Origin of the sequence: Streptomyces sp. NPDC096193, from assembly GCF_040302905.1 — a bacterium.
In the GTDB taxonomy this organism is placed as follows: Bacteria; Actinomycetota; Actinomycetes; order Streptomycetales; family Streptomycetaceae; genus Streptomyces.
In genome coordinates this window covers 1-18,433 of sequence record NZ_JBEOSJ010000040.1, presented here as the reverse complement: position 1 = coordinate 18,433, position 18,433 = coordinate 1, and the positions used below count along the sequence as shown (strand labels likewise).

Annotated in this window: 17 protein-coding genes; 11 read left to right on the top strand and 6 right to left on the bottom strand. The window is 71.4% G+C overall.

The window, feature by feature from the left end; genetic code table 11:
* Positions 1-84: 84 nt before the first annotated feature.
* Positions 85-1,776, top strand: coding sequence for a BACON domain-containing protein (locus tag ABTX78_RS33995; protein ID WP_352210636.1), 1,692 nt, complete (start codon positions 85-87; stop codon positions 1,774-1,776).
* Positions 1,777-2,667: 891 nt separating this feature from the next.
* On the opposite strand, the gene ABTX78_RS33990 is transcribed toward ABTX78_RS33995, so the two are convergent.
* Positions 2,668-3,471: a DUF3109 family protein gene (locus ABTX78_RS33990; protein WP_502994048.1), complete on the bottom strand. Its 804-nt coding sequence runs from the start codon at positions 3,469-3,471 to the stop codon at positions 2,668-2,670.
* Positions 3,472-3,511: 40 nt separating this feature from the next.
* Between ABTX78_RS33990 and ABTX78_RS33985 the strand changes: the two genes are divergently transcribed.
* The 4 genes from ABTX78_RS33985 (at position 3,512) to ilvD (ending at position 7,852) form a co-directional block, all read left to right on the top strand.
* Positions 3,512-4,444 carry a Ppx/GppA family phosphatase gene (locus ABTX78_RS33985; protein ID WP_352210635.1) on the top strand — a complete coding sequence of 311 codons (933 nt, stop codon included), beginning with the start codon at positions 3,512-3,514 and terminating at the stop codon, positions 4,442-4,444.
* 22 nt (positions 4,445-4,466) lie between these two features.
* Positions 4,467-5,297 (top strand): sugar phosphate isomerase/epimerase family protein, encoded by an 831-nt coding sequence (locus ABTX78_RS33980; protein WP_352210634.1) that lies wholly within the window; start codon positions 4,467-4,469, stop codon positions 5,295-5,297.
* On the top strand, positions 5,294-5,908 hold the full coding sequence (locus ABTX78_RS33975) for a TetR/AcrR family transcriptional regulator (RefSeq protein ID WP_352210633.1): 615 nt from the start codon (positions 5,294-5,296) through the stop codon (positions 5,906-5,908). Before ABTX78_RS33980 ends, ABTX78_RS33975 begins: the two co-directional genes overlap by 4 nt.
* Before the next feature lie 93 nt (positions 5,909-6,001).
* On the top strand, positions 6,002-7,852 hold the full coding sequence (gene ilvD, locus ABTX78_RS33970) for a dihydroxy-acid dehydratase (protein WP_352210632.1): 1,851 nt from the start codon (positions 6,002-6,004) through the stop codon (positions 7,850-7,852).
* 265 nt (positions 7,853-8,117) lie between these two features.
* On the opposite strand, the gene ABTX78_RS33965 is transcribed toward ilvD, so the two are convergent.
* Positions 8,118-10,271, bottom strand: coding sequence for a serine/threonine-protein kinase (locus ABTX78_RS33965; RefSeq protein WP_352210631.1), 2,154 nt, complete (start codon positions 10,269-10,271; stop codon positions 8,118-8,120).
* Between the two features lie 138 nt (positions 10,272-10,409).
* Between ABTX78_RS33965 and ABTX78_RS33960 the strand changes: the two genes are divergently transcribed.
* Together ABTX78_RS33960 and ABTX78_RS33955 are read left to right on the top strand one after the other, a co-directional pair.
* Positions 10,410-10,748, top strand: coding sequence for a peptidase (locus ABTX78_RS33960; RefSeq protein WP_352210655.1), 339 nt, complete (start codon positions 10,410-10,412; stop codon positions 10,746-10,748).
* A 90-nt stretch (positions 10,749-10,838) separates the two neighbouring features.
* Positions 10,839-11,369 (top strand): hypothetical protein, encoded by a 531-nt coding sequence (locus ABTX78_RS33955; RefSeq protein ID WP_352210654.1) that lies wholly within the window; start codon positions 10,839-10,841, stop codon positions 11,367-11,369.
* A 114-nt stretch (positions 11,370-11,483) separates the two neighbouring features.
* On the opposite strand, the gene ABTX78_RS33950 is transcribed toward ABTX78_RS33955, so the two are convergent.
* On the bottom strand, positions 11,484-11,966 hold the full coding sequence (locus tag ABTX78_RS33950) for a hypothetical protein (protein WP_352210630.1): 483 nt from the start codon (positions 11,964-11,966) through the stop codon (positions 11,484-11,486).
* A gap of 126 nt (positions 11,967-12,092) precedes the next feature.
* On the opposite strand from ABTX78_RS33950, the gene ABTX78_RS33945 reads away from it, so the two are divergent.
* Together ABTX78_RS33945 and ABTX78_RS33940 are read left to right on the top strand one after the other, a co-directional pair.
* A complete protein-coding gene (locus tag ABTX78_RS33945) occupies positions 12,093-12,914 on the top strand; it encodes an ABC transporter ATP-binding protein (protein WP_352210629.1) in 822 nt (273 codons plus the stop codon).
* On the top strand, positions 12,911-13,648 hold the full coding sequence (locus ABTX78_RS33940) for an ABC transporter permease (protein ID WP_352210628.1): 738 nt from the start codon (positions 12,911-12,913) through the stop codon (positions 13,646-13,648). Before ABTX78_RS33945 ends, ABTX78_RS33940 begins: the two co-directional genes overlap by 4 nt.
* A gap of 5 nt (positions 13,649-13,653) precedes the next feature.
* Here the strand turns inward: ABTX78_RS33940 and ABTX78_RS33935 are convergent, their stop codons facing one another.
* Entirely contained in the window at positions 13,654-14,286 is a 633-nt protein-coding gene (locus ABTX78_RS33935) for a hypothetical protein (RefSeq protein ID WP_352210627.1), read from the bottom strand.
* Entirely contained in the window at positions 14,279-14,785 is a 507-nt protein-coding gene (locus ABTX78_RS33930) for a SigE family RNA polymerase sigma factor (protein WP_352210626.1), read from the bottom strand. Before ABTX78_RS33930 ends, ABTX78_RS33935 begins: the two co-directional genes overlap by 8 nt.
* Before the next feature lie 139 nt (positions 14,786-14,924).
* Here ABTX78_RS33930 and ABTX78_RS33925 point away from each other — a divergent pair, with 139 nt between their 5' ends.
* Entirely contained in the window at positions 14,925-15,857 is a 933-nt protein-coding gene (locus tag ABTX78_RS33925) for a L,D-transpeptidase (protein WP_352210625.1), read from the top strand.
* Positions 15,858-16,061: 204 nt separating this feature from the next.
* On the top strand, positions 16,062-16,871 hold the full coding sequence (gene proC, locus ABTX78_RS33920; protein ID WP_352210624.1) for a pyrroline-5-carboxylate reductase: 810 nt from the start codon (positions 16,062-16,064) through the stop codon (positions 16,869-16,871).
* Between the two features lie 66 nt (positions 16,872-16,937).
* Here the strand turns inward: proC and trpS are convergent, their stop codons facing one another.
* On the bottom strand, positions 16,938-17,933 hold the full coding sequence (gene trpS, locus ABTX78_RS33915; RefSeq protein ID WP_352210623.1) for a tryptophan--tRNA ligase: 996 nt from the start codon (positions 17,931-17,933) through the stop codon (positions 16,938-16,940).
* Positions 17,934-18,433: the final 500 nt, after the last annotated feature.

Below are 18,433 nucleotides of genomic sequence, written 5' to 3'. Positions count from 1 at the left end.
CCTTCGAGCGAACTGTTCACCCGTAAGGATTAAAAGTGTTCAAGGGGTACGAAGTGGGTGTGTTCCTGCGCCTACGGTCACGGCGTGACGAGCAGCAGGCTGGAACCACCCACCCACACCACCGGCGCACGACGGGCGCACCGGCGCACGCCCCGCACCCTCACGCAACAGCCGCCCGCGCGTTATGAGCCGTACCTCGACGGCCTGTTCACCTACTGCCTCTCCGTGCTCTGCGACCACGACGCCGCGACCGCGCTGCTCGGTGATGTGCTCGCGATGGCGGAACGGCAGTACGGGCGCAGCCCGGCGGACGAGCCCGGACGCAAGGCGTGGCTGTACGCGCTGGCGCGCTGGGCGTGTCTGCGCCGGCTCGCCGAACAGCGGCGCAGCCGACAGGGGGCGCACACCGGCAGACCCGCCGTCTCCGAGGAGCGGCCCCGGGTCTCCGAGGAGGCCGCCGAGCGCCGCCGCTCCGAACTGGCCCTGCTGGCCTGGCCGGAGGCGGCCGGCACCACGCCCGAACAGCGCGAGGCACTCGAACTCGCCGTACGCCACGGGCTCGGCGCGCGTGAGGTCGCCGCGGTCCTCGGCATGGACGCGACCGTCGCCCGCGAACTGCTCGCCACCGCCGCCTGCGAGGTCGAGCGCACCCGCGCGGCGCTCGCGGTGGTCGAGAGCGGCAACTGCCCCTCCGTCGCCCGGCTCACCGGCGACCACCGGGTGCTGCTCTCCGCGACGCTGCGCACCGAACTCGTCCGGCACGTCGACGACTGTCCCCGCTGCCGCCGCGCCGCGGAGCGGGCCGGCGCGGGTGGGCCGTGGCCGGGGTCGGCCGTCAGCCCGGCCACGCTGCCCCTGGTCGAGGCGCCGCGGGCCGCCGCGTACATCGCGATGCTCCACGTCCCCCGGGCGCGCGCGACCGCACCTCGCTTCGGGCCCAGCGGCTTCCCCCTCGACCCGAAGGACCACGCGGCCCGTCGCGACCGGCTGCGGGCCCGCGCCGTGACCACCACCGTCGTGGCGACGGTCGTCGCCGCGCCGGTTCTCGCGCTGTGGGCGGCCTACCGCGGGGCGCCGCTGACGGGCGAGGGCGAACACGGCGGAGCCTCGGTCACCGCGCGCGACACGGCGGAGGACGGGGGCCTGGAGGGCAGGCCCTACGACCACTACGAGAACGCGGGCAACGCCCAGGCCGAACCGGCGTCCCCGTTCACCGGACCCGCCACGTCGCCGGACGTCTCGGTCGAGGTCATCAGCGAGGGCACACCCCCGCCGCCGTCCCGTCCCGGCATGCCGGCCCCGGGCCGCCTCACGGTCGAGGCGGAACCGTCCGGCGACACGACCCGCATCACCCTCCGCGCCTCGGGCGGCTCACCCGTCACCTGGTCCGTCTGGACGAACGCCCGCTGGCTCCACGTGAGCCACACCTCGGGCACACTGCGCCCGGGCGAATCGATGACGATCCACGTGACGGTGGACCGGGCGCGGGAGCCGGTCGGGGCGTGGAGCGCGCGGGTGGGAGTGGACCCGTCCGGAGCGATGCTCTCGGTCAGCGGCCACGGCCGCCCGAACCCGCCGCCGCACCCCCCGAGGCCGCACCCCCCGAGGCCGCACCCCCCGACATCGGAGCCCCCGCCGACACCACCCTCGACCCCACCACCGACGGACCCCCCGTCCCCGACGCCGTCGGAGGAAACCCCGTCCCCGACCCCGACGCCTCCGTCCTCGCCCCCACCGGACCCGAGCCCGCCGGAGTCGTCGCCGCCGAGTTCCTGAGGGGCGGACGGGCCGGGGCGCCCGCACCTGTCCGGTGCGGGCGGAGGGGGTCTTGCGGGGCTGCGCCCCACGGCCCCCTGCTCCTCGCGGCAGCTCCGCGTGCGATGGGTGCCCGCGCCTGTGTGGCGGGGCGGGGACACTGCGTGCCTGCGCACCACACCCCGAGCCGTTTCCGGTGCGGGTGGGAAAAGAGGTTCATGTGGGGCTGCGCCCCACGGACCCGCCACCGCCGCAGCTACGCGCCGCCCAGGCCTGCGCACCTGTCCGGTACGGGAAGAGCGAGCTCACGCGGGGCCGGCGCCCCACACCCGAGAGCGGCAGGTTCGCGCCACCTAGCTGTTCTGTCCGGGGAGGCATGTGGGGGCTGCGGCCCACGGACCCGTCATTCGGCGGCTTCGCGGCGCGACGGCACATATCCGGTACGCGTCACGTCCCCGCCTGCGGCGGCGCTTCTTCCGTGCGGGTCGGGGGGAGGGGATGGGCCCTCGCGGCTGCGGCAGCTGCGGGAGCCCAGAACAGGCTCGGTCCGGTTCCGGGTGAACGCCAACGGGTCTCGTCGTCGACCCGCGGTAGGGGGCGTGCAGGGTCGGCCCCGCAGGGGATCGGCGGCAAGACCCGGGTGACCAATGCAAGGAACCTGTACGCCGCCGACCCCGAGGAGTCGAGCCCGGAGGGCCCCCGGACCCGACGCCGGACAAGAACCTGAGGCACATGTACCCACCCCCGGGACCCGACGCCGAACAAGGCCCCGAGGCCCAGCCACCCACCCCCGCGACCCGACGCCGCACAAAGGCCCGAGCCCCATGGACCCGACGCCGCACAGGCACCCGTCACCCCCCGACCCCACGCCGGACAACAGCCCCAAGCCCAGGCGCAACCCCCCGCCGCCCCCTACTTCGGGTCCGCCGGATGCGGTGCCACCAACGGCAGTTGCGAGGCCAGCCGCGCCTCGCACAGCTCCGTCAGGACCTCGTACGCCTCCTTGCCCATCAGCTCCGTCAGCTCCGGCTTGTACGTCACGTACACCGGATCCCCCGCCCCGTGCGCCGACGTCGCCGAGGTGCACCACCAGTGGAGGTCGTGGCCCCCGGGGCCCCAGCCCCTGCGGTCGTACTCGCCGATCGAGACCTGGAGCACCTTCGTGTCGTCCGGGCGCTCGATCCACTCGTACGTACGGCGCACCGGCAACTGCCAGCACACGTCCGGCTTCGTCTCCAGCGGCTCCCGGCCCTCCCGCAGCGCGAGGATGTGCAGCGAACAGCCCATACCCGCCGCGAAGCCCGGGCGGTTCTGGAAGATGCACGAGCCCTTCCAGCGGCGCGTCTGGCGTTCGCCGTCGTCGTCGACCTCCACCCAGCCCGTCTCGTTTCCCACGTCGTGGAACTCCCACAGCTCCGGCGTCAGCCGCGCGACATGCTCCGCGACCCGCTTCTCGTCGTCCTCGTCGGAGAAGTGCGCCCCCAGCGTGCAGCAGCCGTCGTCGGCGCGGCCCGCCTGGATGCCCTGGCAGCCGCTGCCGAAGATGCACGCCCAGCGGGAGGTGAGCCAGGTCAGGTCACAGCGGAACACCTGTTCGTCGTCGGCGGGATCAGGGAATTCCACCCACGCGCGAGCGAAGTCCAGACCCTTCTCGTCGTCCTGGATCATCTTCGGGGGGAGGGCTTTGCCCTGCTTCGCCTTTTTCGTCTTTGGCACAGGTCCAGCGTATGCGCGCCCCGGCAGTAGCGTTCGCTCCATGAGACTCGGAATTCTCGACGTCGGTTCGAACACGGTGCACCTTCTGGTGGTGGACGCGCACCCCGGTGCCCGCCCGCTGCCCGCCCACTCGCACAAGGCGGAGCTGCGGCTCGCCGAGCTGCTGGACGAGGCGGGCGCCATAGGCCCCGAGGGTGTCGACCGGCTGATCGAGACCGTCGCGGGCGCCGCTCAGGCCGCCGAGGACCAGGGCTGCGAGCAGGTGCTGAGTTTCGCGACCTCCGCCGTACGGGAGGCCACCAACGCCGACCTGGTGCTGGCCCGGGTCAAGGCCGAGACGGGCATCGACCTCACGGTGCTCACCGGCAAGGAGGAGGCGCGGCTCACCTTTCTGGCCGCTCGCCGCTGGTTCGGCTGGTCCGCCGGCAAGCTGCTCGTCCTCGACATCGGCGGCGGCTCGCTGGAGATCGCGTACGGGATCGACGAGGAGCCCGACGCCACGGTGTCGCTGCCGCTCGGCGCGGGCCGGCTGACCGCGGGGCGGCTGCCGGGAGACCCGCCGGACCCCGAGGATGTTCGAGCGCTGCGTCGCCATGTGCGTGCTGAAATCGCTCGTACGGTGGGTGAGTTCAGCCGCTTCGGCAAGCCCGACCACATAGTGGCGACGTCCAAGACGTTCCGGCAGCTGGCCCGTATCGCGGGAGCGGCGCGCTCCGCGGAGGGTCTGTACGTGCAGCGTGAACTAAGTCATAAATCGTTGCAGGAATGGGTCCCGAAACTCGCCGGGATGACGGCTGAGCAGCGCTGCGCCCTGCCCGGGGTCTCCGAGAGCCGCGCCCCCCAGCTACTGGCGGGAGCCCTGGTCGCGGAGGGTGCGATGGAGCTTTTCGGCGCGCAGGTGCTGGAGATCTGCCCCTGGGCGCTGCGTGAGGGAGTGATCCTGCGCCGTCTGGATCACCTCCCCACTCCCTAGCGGGGGCCCGTACCCTGTCTCCGTGGCAGAACCAGTGGTGCGCATCCCGGATGCGAAGGTTGTCCTGTCGACGGCTTCCGTCTATCCGGAGTCGACGGCGACGGCCTTCGAGATCGCCGCGCGCCTGGGCTACGACGGCGTCGAGGTCATGGTCTGGACCGATCCCGTCAGTCAGGACATCGAGGCGTTGCGCCGCCTTTCCGACTATCACCAGGTGCCGGTCCACGCGATCCACGCCCCGTGTCTGCTGATCACCCAGCGGGTGTGGTCCACCGACCCGTGGGTGAAGCTCCAGCGTGCCCGGGCCGCCGCCGAGAAGCTGGGCGCGTCCACGGTCGTGGTGCACCCGCCGTTCCGCTGGCAGCGCCAGTACGCCCGGGATTTCGTCAGCGGTATCTGGCGGATGGCGAACGAGACGGATGTGCGCTTCGCCGTCGAGAACATGTACCCGTGGCGCTACCGGGACCGCGAGATGCTCGCGTACGCCCCCGACTGGGACGTCACCAAGGAGGACTACCGCCACTTCACGGTGGACCTCTCGCACACGGCGACCTCCCGCGTGGACACCATGGCGATGGTGGACCGCATGGGCGACCGGCTCGCACACGTCCACCTGGCCGACGGCAAGGGGTCCGCGAAGGACGAGCACCTCGTGCCGGGCCGCGGCAACCAGCCGTGCGCCGAGCTGCTGGAGCGGCTCGCCCGTGGCAGCTTCGACGGTCATGTGGTCATCGAGGTCAACACCCGGCGCGCGATGTCCGCGGCCGAACGCGAGGCCGACCTCGCGGAGGCCCTCGCCTTCACCCGGCTGCACCTGGCGTCCGCCACCTCGTCGGGAGTGCGCGGCTCATGACGGACCCGACGGCGCCCCGGCGCCGCGGCCGCCCGGCCCGTACGGGGGCGGCCGAGGGCCCCGGTGCCCGGGAGCGGATCCTGGAGGCCGCCCGCACCGAGTTCGCGGAACGCGGCTACGACAAGACGACCGTCCGCGGCATCGCCAGGGCGGCGGACGTGGACGCGGCCCTGGTCCATCATTACTTCGGTACGAAGGACGAGGTCTTCGCGGCCGCCATCGAGGTGTCCTTCGAACCGAGCGTGGTCGTCCCGGTGATCCTGGGACAGGGCACCGACGGCATCGGCGAGCGGCTCGCCCGCTTCTTCATCGGCGTGTGGGAGAACCCGGCCACCCGGGGCCCGCTGCTGGCGATCATCCGCTCCGCGCTCACCCATGACGCGGCGGCGACGGTGCTGCGCGGCTTCCTGCTGCGGCGGCTGCTGGAGAGGATCGCCGGGGAGCTGGACGTGCCGGACCCGAAGTTCCGCGCGGAGCTCGCGGCCTCGCACATGATCGGCATCGCGATCCTGCGCTACGTCATCAAGGTGGAGCCCCTGGCCTCGGCCGATCCCGAGGCCATCGTGGCGATGGTGGCTCCCACGCTGCAGCGGTATCTGACCGAAGCGTGAGCCGCGCGTCCCGCATGGCGGACGGTGTGTCCAGATCTTGGATCGGCGGCGTACGCTCGAATGAGTCCGACCCCTATCGAGGAGCGAGCGACGATGCCCGAGCTGAGGTCCCGCACAGTCACCCACGGCCGCAACATGGCGGGTGCCCGCGCCCTTATGCGGGCGTCAGGCGTAGCGAGCGCGGACATCGGCAAGCCGATCGTCGCGGTCGCCAACTCCTTCACCGAGTTCGTGCCCGGCCACACCCACCTCGCCCCGGTCGGCCGGATCGTCTCCGAGGCGATCCTGGCGGCGGGCGCGGTGCCGCGTGAGTTCAACACGATCGCGGTCGACGACGGCATCGCGATGGGCCACGGCGGCATGCTCTACTCGCTGCCCTCGCGCGACCTGATCGCCGACAGCGTGGAGTACATGGTCGAGGCGCACTGCGCCGACGCGCTGATCTGCATCTCCAACTGCGACAAGATCACTCCGGGCATGCTGATGGCCGCCCTGCGCCTCAACATCCCCACCGTGTTCGTCTCCGGCGGCCCGATGGAGGCCGGCAAGGCGACGCTCGTCGACGGCACGGTCCGCAAGCTGGACCTGATCAACGCGATCTCGGACGCGGTCAACGAGAACGTCTCGGACGAGGACATCCTCCGTATCGAGGAGAACGCCTGCCCGACCTGCGGTTCGTGTTCCGGCATGTTCACCGCCAACTCGATGAACTGCCTGACCGAGGCGATCGGCCTCTCCCTGCCCGGCAACGGCTCGGTGCTCGCCACCCACACCGCCCGCCGCGCGCTGTACGAGAACGCCGCCCGCACGGTCGTCGACATCACCAAGCGGTACTACACCGAGGACGACGAGAGCGTCCTGCCGCGCAACATCGCCACCCGCGCGGCCTTCGACAACGCCATGGCGCTCGACATCGCCATGGGCGGCTCGACCAACACGATCCTGCACCTGCTCGCCGCCGCGCAGGAGGCCGAGCTGGACTACGACCTCGACGACATCAACGACGTCTCGCGGCGCGTGCCCTGTCTGGCCAAGGTGGCGCCGAACGTCGCGCCCGGCGGCACGTACTACATGGAGGACGTGCACCGGGCCGGCGGCATCCCGGCGATCCTCGGCGAGCTGTACCGGGCGGGCCTGCTCAACGAGGACGTGCACACCGTCCACTCGCCGGGCATCAAGGAATGGCTCGGCACCTGGGACGTGCGCGGCGGCTCCCCGTCCGAGGAAGCGGTCGAACTGTGGCACGCGGCCCCGGGCTGCAAGCGTTCGGCGGAGGCCTTCTCGCAGTCGGAGCGATGGGATTCGCTGGACGTGGACGCGGCCGGCGGCTGCATCCGTGACCTGGAGCACGCGTACTCCGCGGACGGCGGTCTCGCCGTGCTGAAGGGAAATCTCGCCGTGGACGGCTGTGTCGTGAAGACGGCCGGCGTGGACGAGTCGATCTGGACCTTCGAGGGCCCGGCCGTCGTCTGCGAATCGCAAGAAGAGGCGGTCGACAAGATCCTCACCAAGCAGATCAAGGAGGGCGACGTCGTCGTCATCCGCTACGAGGGCCCCAAGGGAGGCCCCGGTATGCAGGAGATGCTCTACCCGACGTCCTTCCTCAAGGGCCGGGGCCTGGGCAAGGCCTGCGCACTGGTGACGGACGGCCGCTTCTCGGGCGGCACGTCGGGGCTGTCGATCGGCCACGCCTCACCCGAGGCGGCCTCGGGCGGCACGATCGCGCTCGTCGAGGACGGCGACCGCATCCGCATCGACATCCCGAACCGCACGATCGACCTGCTGGTCGCGGACGAGGAACTGGCGTCCCGCCGCGAGGCCCTGGCGGGCACGTACGCACCGAAGAACCGCGAACGGAAGGTGTCGGCGGCGCTGCGGGCGTACGCGGCGATGGCGACAAGCGCGGACAAGGGCGCGGTCCGGGACGTCTCCCTCCTCGGCTGACGCGCGGCCTGGGCGGCCCGCCCGGCGCCCGACGGTCCGGGCCTCCCCGCCTCGGCCGACCCTGGGCTGGGGCGGGCAGGTTCGCGCGTCCGGCGTTTGAGGACACGGCCGCAGGCCGTGCACCTGCCACGGCGGGTCTGCGGCGGGACGCGGGTGACGACCGTGTGCCGGGTCGCGGTCCGGGATGTCTTCCGCCTCTGCGATGCGCGGGCTGGGGCGGGCAGGTTCAGCGCGTCCGGCGTTTGAGGACACGGCCGCAGGCCACTCACCACCGCCCCGCATCCCCCGCCTTCACCCCGAACACCGACCCGTCCGGCGCCGTCGCGTACACCCGTCCCGCCAGAACGACCGGCGCCGGCAGGGCGGACGCGAACGTGAACTTCCCGTCGTCCATCCGCGGCTTCGTCTGACCGGTCAGTGCCCCGCGTACCGCGTCCACCGCCAGCAGCCGCCCGTCACCGGCCGAGACGTACACCCCGCGCGCGTCCGCTACCGGACGCGACAGATGCGTCACCGCCGTCTCCAGCCGCCACCGCACCCCTTTGTCGCCGACCGCGAGCAGTGAACCGCCCGACCCGCTCACGTACACCGAGCCGCCGTGGACCGACGCCTGGGCCTGGTCGACCGGGGTACCCAGCGGGACACGGCGGACCGTGCGGTCGTCCCCGACGCCCACCCTCACCCGTACGACCGCGTCCGTGTAGCCGTCGAGGTCGGCGGAGAGCAGGTACAGCTCGCCGGCCACGGTCTGGACAGGCGTCAGCGAGCCCTTGATCCGCTTCTCCCACAGCTGGTCGCCGCTCGCCGGGTCGACCGAGGCCACCACTGTGGACGTTCCGTCCGCCGAGGGCGTCGCGGACATCGCCGGTCCCTTCGCGCCCGGGGAGGAGACCCACTGGGTGCCGACGCCGCCGCGCTTCTGGGTCCAGCGTTCCGCACCCGTCGCCGCGTCGACGGCCCGCACCAGCCCGCTGTCGGTCACCAGCAGCACGACGTCACCGGCGTACCGCACGGTCGAGTACCGCGAGATGTCGGTCTGCCGCCGTACCGCACCGGATGCCGGGTCGAGCGTGTAGAGCCGGTCCCCACCGGGTGTGACGACGTGCAGCAGTCCGCCCGCGGCCACGGGCGTCACGCCCGCGTCGGTCTGCCCCTCGTCGGTCTGCGCGGAAGCCTTGCCGGCCGGCAGCGACCAGTCCTTCGTGCCGTCCGCCGGGTCGAGGCGGACGGCCCCGATCCCGGGCGCCGCGCAGTACAGACGGCTGCCCGCCGCACCGCAGACCGGGGTCTTGTTCTCCGCGTCGCCGCCGGTCAGCGGCACACTCCAGGCCCGGAAGGCCTGTTCGCCGCGGGGCGCGGTGGACACCGGCGGTGACGGGGCGTCGTCCGCGACGGCGTTCACGACGGCGATCCCGGCCGTGACCAGCACCGCCAGGCCCGCGGCCGCCCACCGCAGCCTGCCGCCGGCCCGCCGTGCGCGCGGTCGTTCGTCCGCGGCCTCGGGCACGCCGTCCGCGACCCGCGGCGCGCTCTCTCGGGGATCCGGCGTACGCGGCCCCGGAATGTACGCCTGGGTGTCGCACGACGAGGAGGGTGAGGACTCCCGCAGCGCGACCATCACCTCGTACGGCGTCGGCCGGTCCGCCGGATCCTTCGCCAGGCAACGCCGGAACAGCGGTACGAGATCGGCCGGCACGCCCGCCAGTTCGGGTTCATTGTGCACCACCTGGTACGCCACGATGTAGTGGCTGTCCGAGTCGAAGGGCCCGCGTCCGGTCGCCGCGTGCACCAGCACCGCACCCATCGCGAACACGTCCGCGGCGGGTCCCACCTCGCGCGGCCGCTGGAACTGCTCGGGCGCCATGAACGGCGGCGTACCGATCAGCTTCCCGGTCTCCGTTCGCAGATCGCTGTCCGAGGGGCGGGAGATCCCGAAGTCGATCACCTTCGGCCCGTCGGGCGCGAGCAGCACATTGCTCGGCTTGAGATCGCGGTGCACCACGCCGGCGCGATGGATGTCGCGCAGCGCCTCGGCGAGCCCGGCGCCGGCCCTGCGCAGTTCGTCGGAGCTCAGCGGACCGTTCCGCTTCACCCGCTCGGCGAGGGTGGGCCCGTCGATGAACAGCGTGGCCATCCAGGGCCGTTCGGCTTCCGGGTCGGCGTCCACGACGGGCGCGGTGAAGGCGCCACTGACCCTGCGGGCGGCGGCGACCTCCTGCCGGAAGCGGGCCCTGAACTCCGGGTCGGACGCATGCTCGGCGTGGATGACCTTGACGGCGAGCCGCAGCCCGGATGCGGATGTGGCCAGATGTACCACCCCCATGCCGCCTGTTCCGAGGCATCCCTCGAGGCGGTACTGCCCGGCATACTCCGGATGCTCCGCTTCCGGCGATGGCCCGGTGCTGCGCAGCGGTGGCATCTCCCACCCCCGTGTTCGTGGTGCGCACGCGCGACTCACGGAGCCTAGTCGATGGTGCGTGCGATACAGGTGTGGCTTGTCAGCCTGCGCGGCGTACAGTGCCCGGACAATGCGCATACAGCAACGGGGGATATTTTCATGGCACTTGAGGAAGTACGTCCTGAAATCGACGATCTTGCCGAGGCGGACGTCGAAGAGGCCGCCGACGGGGACGTCGGTGCCCGGTCAGCCAAGCGCTACCCGATCGCGCCCGGCCACCGCGTGAACGTCCGCAGTGGCCCCGGCACGAATTACCGGCTCGTGAAGGTGCTTCCGCTCGGCGCCAGCGTTCCGATCAACTGCCAGAAGCCGGGGGAGCGGATCAGCGGCCCCTACGGCACCACCAACCTCTGGGACAACATCGCCAACGGCCAGTTCGTCTCCGACGCCTACGTACGCACCGGCAGCGATGGATATGTGACCATCCGCTGCTCCTGACCGCGCGGTTCCGAGGGGATAATCGACCTCGTGAGCGAGCAGAGCGACAGAAGCGTGCAGAACGACAGCAGCGTGCAGACCGGCGGCGGCTTGCAGGGTGACGGCGGCGTTCAGGGTGACAGCGGCGTGCAGACCGGCGCCGGTCCCCAGCCCGAGCCCATTCGTTTCTTCGGAACGACCTGGGTCGGTCACGACGAGGGTTACGGGCTGCGCCGGGTCGGCGCGGCCGCCGGTTCGCTGCTCGCCGCCGTCGCCGCCTGTCTGGTGCTGCGGTTCGCCTATCAGGGCCTTGAGATCGCCGCCGTCGGCGGCTTCGTGAACATGCTGGTCGTCGTCATGTTCGCGGTCTGCAGCGCCATCGCGTTCCGTAAGACGTGGGAGGGCTTCAGCAGCCGGCCCACCGGCGTGGTCACCCCGGACGCGCTGCGCAGCCTCCGGGCGATCGGCTTCGTCGGCGTCCTCCTGGCGTACTTCCTCCGCTCGCTCGTCGAGGCGCCGGGCGAAAAGCTGCACCGCGAGGAGTACGAGACGGCCCGCGCCCAGTACGAGAAGCGCCGCGCCACCCGCACCGGCAACCCGGCTGCCCGCAAGAGCAAGGGCGGCAAGCCCCGCCGCCGCTAGCGGCGGGCACGACGCACACCGGGCGGTACGCGGCCGCGCCGAGCGGCCGCGGCGGGCCCAACGCTGCGCCCTGCGCCCCGAAAGCGCACCTCGCCACAACGCCCGCCCGCCTCCTCACCCCTTTCGGTTCGAGAACCGCCCCATCAGCCCCACGACTCCCGTCACGATCAGGCCCCTCCACAGGCTGTCCCAGACGCCGGAGGAGAATCCCTGTGACGTGAGCGCCTGATGCACCACCACATCGGTGGCCGCCATCAGCGCGCCGGGCACGACGGCGACTCGCCACGGGTGGGCCGCTGCCCACCGCAGTATCCGCCGGTCGGAGGGATGGCCCGTCCGGTCGGAGGGGCTGCCCGTCTCCGGTCGTCCGCCGAGCACCGCGCCCGCCCCGCCGACCATGAAGAACAGCATCAGCCCGACCGAGAGCGAGCCGGCCACCAGGCCGAGCCCGACGCCGTCGCTGATCGCACCCAGCGCGAGCGCGACACCCCCGCCCAGTCCGCCGACCGCCGCGGCCGCACGCCACGGCCCGAGTGTCGCCGAGGCGACGGCGAGCCGCCGCTGCTCGGCCCTGGAGATCTCACTGTTGTGGCTCATATGCCCACGGTCGTCCGCCCGTCCCCCGAACCGCCATAAGGGATCGCCCTGACCCGCCCCCCATCTCTCGGCGGCGGCCGATCCCGTCTCTTGACGGAGGGCGCTCCCGCGAGCATTATTCATCGCATGATGAATTCCTCTGGGGTTGCCGTACTGGCCCGCGGCCTCACCGTCGTACGGGGGGACCGCACCGTCCTGCGCGGTATCGACTTCACCGTCACACCCGGCCGGATCACCGGCCTCCTCGGACCGTCCGGCTGCGGCAAATCGACCCTCATGCGCGCACTCGTCGGAACCCAGGCCCACGTCACCGGCACACTCGACGTCCTCGGCAGGCCCGCGGGCGACGCGGCCCTCCGCTCCCGCATCGGCTATGTCACCCAGGCCCCGTCGGTCTACGACGACCTGACGGTGCGCCAGAACCTGGAGTACTTCGCCTCGGTCCTGGAGCCCGGACGCCGGCACCGCGAGACCCGCCACGAGCACGTCGACCGGGCCATCGCCGACGTCGACCTCGTCTCCCACGCCGACGCCCTCGCCGGACGGCTCTCCGGCGGCCAGCGCAGCCGCGTCTCGCTCGCCGTCGCCCTCCTCGGCACCCCCGAACTGCTGGTGCTCGACGAACCGACCGTCGGCCTCGATCCCGTCCTGCGCCGCGATCTGTGGGACTTCTTCCACCGTCTCGCCGACGAGCGGGGCACGACGATCCTCGTCTCCTCCCATGTGATGGACGAGGCCGAACGCTGCCACCGCCTCCTGCTCATGCGCGAAGGCGAGATCCTCGCCGAGGACACCCCCGACGACCTGCGGTTCCGTACCCGTTCCGAGACGGTCGAGGCCGCCTTCCTGCACCTGGTCGACCAGGCCGCCGCCCGCGGTCCGGCCGGTGCCGCCGATGCCCGGCAGGAGACCGCTTCGACCGACGCCGACCAGGAGAACGCCCGATGAGCACCGCCCGCACCCTCGCCACCGCCGGCCGCGTCCTGCGCCAACTGCGCCACGACCGGCGGTCCATCGCCCTGATGGTCCTCGTCCCGTGCGTGATGCTTTTCCTGCTGCGTTACGTCTTCGACGCCAGCGAGCGGACCTTCGACTCCATCGGCGCCTCGCTGCTCGGCATCTTTCCGCTGATCACGATGTTCCTGGTGGCCTCCATCGCCACCCTGCGCGAACGCACCTCCGGCACCCTGGAACGACTGCTCGCCATGCCGCTCGGCAAAGGTGATCTGATCGCCGGCTACGCCCTGGCCTTCGGCCTCGTCGCCGTCGTCCAGTCCCTCCTCGCCACCGGCCTCGCGCTGTGGGCGCTGGGCCTGGACGTCGTCGGCTCACCCTGGCTGCTGCTCCTCGTCGCGCTGCTCGACGCCTTGCTCGGCACAGCACTCGGCCTCTTCGTCTCGGCTTTCGCCGCCTCCGAATTCCAGGCGGTGCAGTTCATGCCGGCGGTGATCTTCCCGCAGCTGCTGCTCTGCGGTCTGTTCACCCCGCGCGATCAGATGCAGCCCGTCCTGGAAGGGATCTCGAACGTCCTGCCCATGTCGTACGCCGTCGACGCCATGACCGAGGTCCTGCACCATCCGGACGCCACGGGTGACTTCATCCGCGACGTGCTGATCGTGGCGGCCTGCGCGGTTCTGGTGCTGGCGCTGGGTGCGGCAACTCTGCGCCGCCGTACGGCCTGACCCTTCTACGTGAGCGTGACCGTGTCACCGACATTCAGCCGGTCGTAGACCCACCCGGCGTCAGCGGCCGGGACCCGCAGCACGCTCCGGTTCATGGGGCTGCCGGAGGCGTCGTCCGCGAACAGATACAGGACCTCACCGCTCGGCAGCGACAGCTCCACCACCCAGCTCGCCTCGATGTGGTACCCGCCGTCCGACGGCCCCGACAGCGACACGGGGATCTGCCGCCTCGGGTCCTTGTACTTGACCTTCGCACCGCCCGCGGTGACGTCGTCCCTCATCGTCAGACGGAAGGAACGGGGTTTCTCACCGGCCGGCTCGAACGTCAGCACCTTCTTGCGGATGTCGATACGGGCAGGGGCGGACGCCGGCACAGGAGCCGTCAACGACGGCTTCGGCGCTTCACTCGCCACCGGCCGCCGGACCTCCTTCGCCCCGTCCATCACCCACGGCACCCCCAGCGCGGCACCCGTGCCCAGCACCACGACCGCGGCCGTCGCCACCACGGCCCGTCGGCGTCGCCCGCGCGCCTCACCGCGCCGCCGGATCTGCCCGCCCGACAACGCCGGCGGCACCGACGCGTCCGCGGCCAGCACCCGCAGCGCGGAATCCAGCTCGTCCGGCTCGTGCTCAGACACGGCTGCCCTCCCTCTCGTCCGCGGGCTCACCCGGAGACAACAGTTTGGCGAGAGCGGCACGGCCACGCGACAGCCGGGCCTTGACGGTCCCTGTAGGGGACCCCGTCTCCGCCGCGATCTGCTCGACGCTCAGATCGCACAGATGATGCAGCACCACCGCCTGCCGCTGCGGCTCCGGCAGCTGCCGCAACGCCTCCACCAGCATGGTGTGTTCCGGACCGGGGCCCGGCACCCGGTCCGCAGGCGCCTGCTGGCGCACCAGCTCCACCCACCGCTTCGCCCGGCGCCACCGGCTCACCGCGAGCCGCATCGCGACCGTACGGATCCACGCCTCGGGAGCCTCGTCCGCCAGAAAGGAGGCACGACGGTCCCAGGCACGGACGAACGCCTCCTGGACGACATCCTGTGCCTCGCCGTGATCACCGGTCAGCGCGTACAGCTGCCCCACCAACCGGGGGAAAGCGGTCGCGTAGAAGGTGTCGAACTCCTCCTCGGTCACGAGCGGTAGGACAGCCCTCACCCCTCCGCGGTTCCACGAAAAACCGTCCTCCCGACGTGCAACCGGCGGCCTCCTGCCGTGCGTACAGAAGCCGGACACGATCCGGCTGATGACCAGCCGGCCCAGGGGGAGGAAACTCATGCGACGACACATCGCCGCCGCCGTACTCGGTATGACCTGCGCACTCGCGCTCACCGGCTGCTCGGACACCGGCGTCCTGCCGGACGCGGCCGCCGCCGAGCTCCCCGAGGCAACGGCTTCCGCCCCCGCGAAGCCGAAGCCCACGGCGACTCCGGTGTCGCCCACCACCCTCGGCCACCTCGCCGAGGCCTCCGTCAATATCACCGACGGCGCACGCGTCGGCGTCGGCATGCCCATATCGGTGACCTTCGCCCAGCCCGTGCCCCAGGCCGAGCGCGCCGGTGTGGAACGACAGCTCAAGGTCACGGCCGACCCCGGCGTCGACGGAGCCTGGGCCTGGATCAAGGACCACAACCACCACCTGGGCCAGCGGGTCGATTTCCGGCCCCGTACCTTCTGGAAGCCGGACACCGAGGTCAGCGTCCAGGCCGGACCCGAGATCTCCCGGTCCTTCACCATCGCCCGCTCCCTGGTGGCCACGGTCGACGTGCGCACCCACCGGATGACGGTCGTCAAGGACGGCGCACCCACGCAGAAGATCCCGATCACCGCGGGCCGCCCGCCCTACGACACGTGGAACGGCACCATGGTCGTCCTCGACAAGCAGCGCAAGGTCCTCATGGACTCCCGCACGGTCAACATCGCCGACCCCTACCGCGGCTGGTACGGCTACGCCGTCCACCTGACCACGTCGGGCACCTACCTCCACGAGAACAAGCGGGCGAACGTCCACGCCGGCGAGGCGAACGTCACCCACGGCTGCGTCGGCCTCGCCGACGACGGCACCGCCCGCAGGTTCTACGAGCAGGTCATCCCCGGCGACGTCGTCCGCGTGGTGAACTCCAAGGACCAGGTGGCCCCCGGCAACGGCTACGGCGACTGGAACCTCTCCTGGAGCGAGTGGCGCTCCCGCAGCGCCCTCAACGCCTGACCGGCACCCGGCCGCACCCTGCCCGCTTCCCGACTGCATTCTGACCGGGCACCGACGGGCCGCCAACCGGCCGCCGACCGGACCGGCGTCCGGGGGCACGGCACGGGGCTCACCACCCGTACCGCCCCTCGGACGCCCCGGCGCCGTCACGCCCCCGGTGCGAGGATGAGCGCACGTATCCCCACCGGCGAGGTGAACAGATCCATGACCCAGACAGTCGCAGTCCTCGGCACGGGCAAGATCGGCGAGGCGCTCCTCAGCGGCATGATCCGCGCCGGCTGGCGGTCCTCCGACCTGCTGGTCACCACCCGTCGCTCCGACCGCGCCACTGAGCTCCGCACGCGCTACGGCGTCGAGCCGGTCACCAACGCGGAAGCCGCCAAGCGGGCCGACATCCTCATCCTGGCCGTGAAGCCCCAGGACATGGGCAAGCTTCTCGACGAACTCGCGCCCCACATCACCGCCGACCGGCTCGTCATCAGCGCCGCGGCCGGCATCCCCACCTCCTTCATCGAGGAGCGCCTGGCCGCAGGCACCCCTGTCGTCCGTGTCATGCCCAACACCCCCGTGCTCGTCGACGAGGGCATGTCCGTGATCTCCGCCGGAAACCACGCCACCGCCGGCCACCTCGCCCACGCCGAGGAGATCTTCGGCGGCGTCGGCAAGACGCTGCGGGTCCCCGAGTCCCAGCAGGACGCGGCCACCGCCCTGTCCGGCTCGGGACCGGCGTACTTCTACTTCCTCGTCGAGGCCATGACCGACGCCGGCATCCTCCTCGGCCTGCCCCGCGCCCAGGCCCACGACCTCATCGTGCAGGCCGCCATCGGCGCCGCCATCATGCTCCGCGACAGCGGCGAACACCCCGTCAAGCTCCGTGAAGCCGTCACCTCCCCCGCGGGCACCACGATCAGCGCCATCCGCGAACTCGAGAACCACGGCGTGCGCGCCGCTCTGATCGCCGCCATCGAGGCGGCCCGCGACCGCAGCCGCGAGCTCGCCTCCGGCAACGGCTGACCGCCGCCCTTCCCCTGCCGGTCCGTTCACCGCCGCGGCGCCACGGCGGTGAACGGACCCGGCCGCCTACCCGGGAAGCAGCCCGATCGCCTCATGGGCGGCGTTCACCCTCGGCCGGGCCATCCCCCTGGCCCGCTCCGCTCCCTTCCTCACCACCTCGTCGACGTATTCCGCGTCCGCCGCCAGCCCGGCATAGCGCTCCCTGACCGGCCTCAGCAGCTCCACCACCGCGTCGGCCGTGTCCTTCTTCAAAGCCCCGTACGACTCGTATGCAGCGGCCGACTCCAACGGGTTCCCACCGGAACAGGACGCCAGGATCTCCAGCAGATTCGCGATGCCCGGACTGTGTTCCCGGTCGTACGCGACCTCGCTGCCGCTGTCCGTCACCGCACGCATGATCTTCTTGCGCACCACGTCCGCGTCGTCGAGGAGATAGATGATTCCGGCGCCCGACTCGTGCGACTTCCCCATCTTCGACGTGGGGTCCTGAAGGTCCATGACCCGCGCAGCGACCGGCGGATGCGTCGCCTTCGGCACCGTGAAGGTGTGCCCGTACCGCTGGTTGAACCGCACCGCGAGATCCCGGGCCAGTTCCACATGCTGCGTCTGGTCCTCACCCACAGGGACCTCGTCCGTCCCGTAGGCGAGGATGTCGGCCGCCATCAGCGCGGGGTAGGTCAGCAGCGACACCCGCACGCTCTGTCCGGCCGCCCGCGCCAGCGCGCCCTTCTCCTTGTACTGGATCATCCGCCGCAGCTCGCCGTCCGTCGCCGTGCACTCCAGCAGATACGAGAGCCGGGTGTGTTCGTCCACATGGCTCTGCACGAACAGCGTGCACAGCTGCGGATCCAGCCCCGCGGCCAGCATCATCGTGGCCCCCTGCCTGCTGAGTCTGCGTACCCGCGCGGGATCGTGGTCGATCGTCAGAGCGTGCAGATCGACCACGCTGAACAACGCGTCGGCCTCGTGCTGGTCGACCTCGACCCACCGCCGCAGTGCCCCGAGGTAGTTGCCCAGCGTGAGGTGCCCGGTCGGCTTGATCCCGCTGAAGATCCGCGTCATCACGTTCTCCGTCTCCTGATCGGAGCCGCCGCCCCGAGCGGCCGGCCCCAGGGAAGGGAGAACAAAAACGGCCGCCGAGGCGGCGGCCGTTGGGTGCATACGTGCGTGCCGGCCGCCGTCAGGCGGCCCACCACTGAAGGAAGCACGTACGCGAGGTCATGCGGCAGAGGCTACGGCACCGAGCGCCGGTTGACACGGCAAACGCGAGTACGTAGTGTTCTCCGAGTTGTCCGACGTGAGCACCGACTTCGGTTGGTCCCCGGACAGCCATTCCGCAGGACACACTACGAGCGAGCGACACTTGTCGCCCGTCTTTCTGTGCGCATTTGCGAAATGAGGAATCTGCGTTCGAACGGACGCGGCCCCGATTAGCGTCGGCGCAGATGATTCCGCTAAAGTCTCACTCGTCGGAACGGCCCAACAGCCGGAATGGCAACCCGAGTTCGACCGGGAATCAGGCCCGAAAGGATCTGATAGAGTCGGAATCGCCGGAAAGCCGA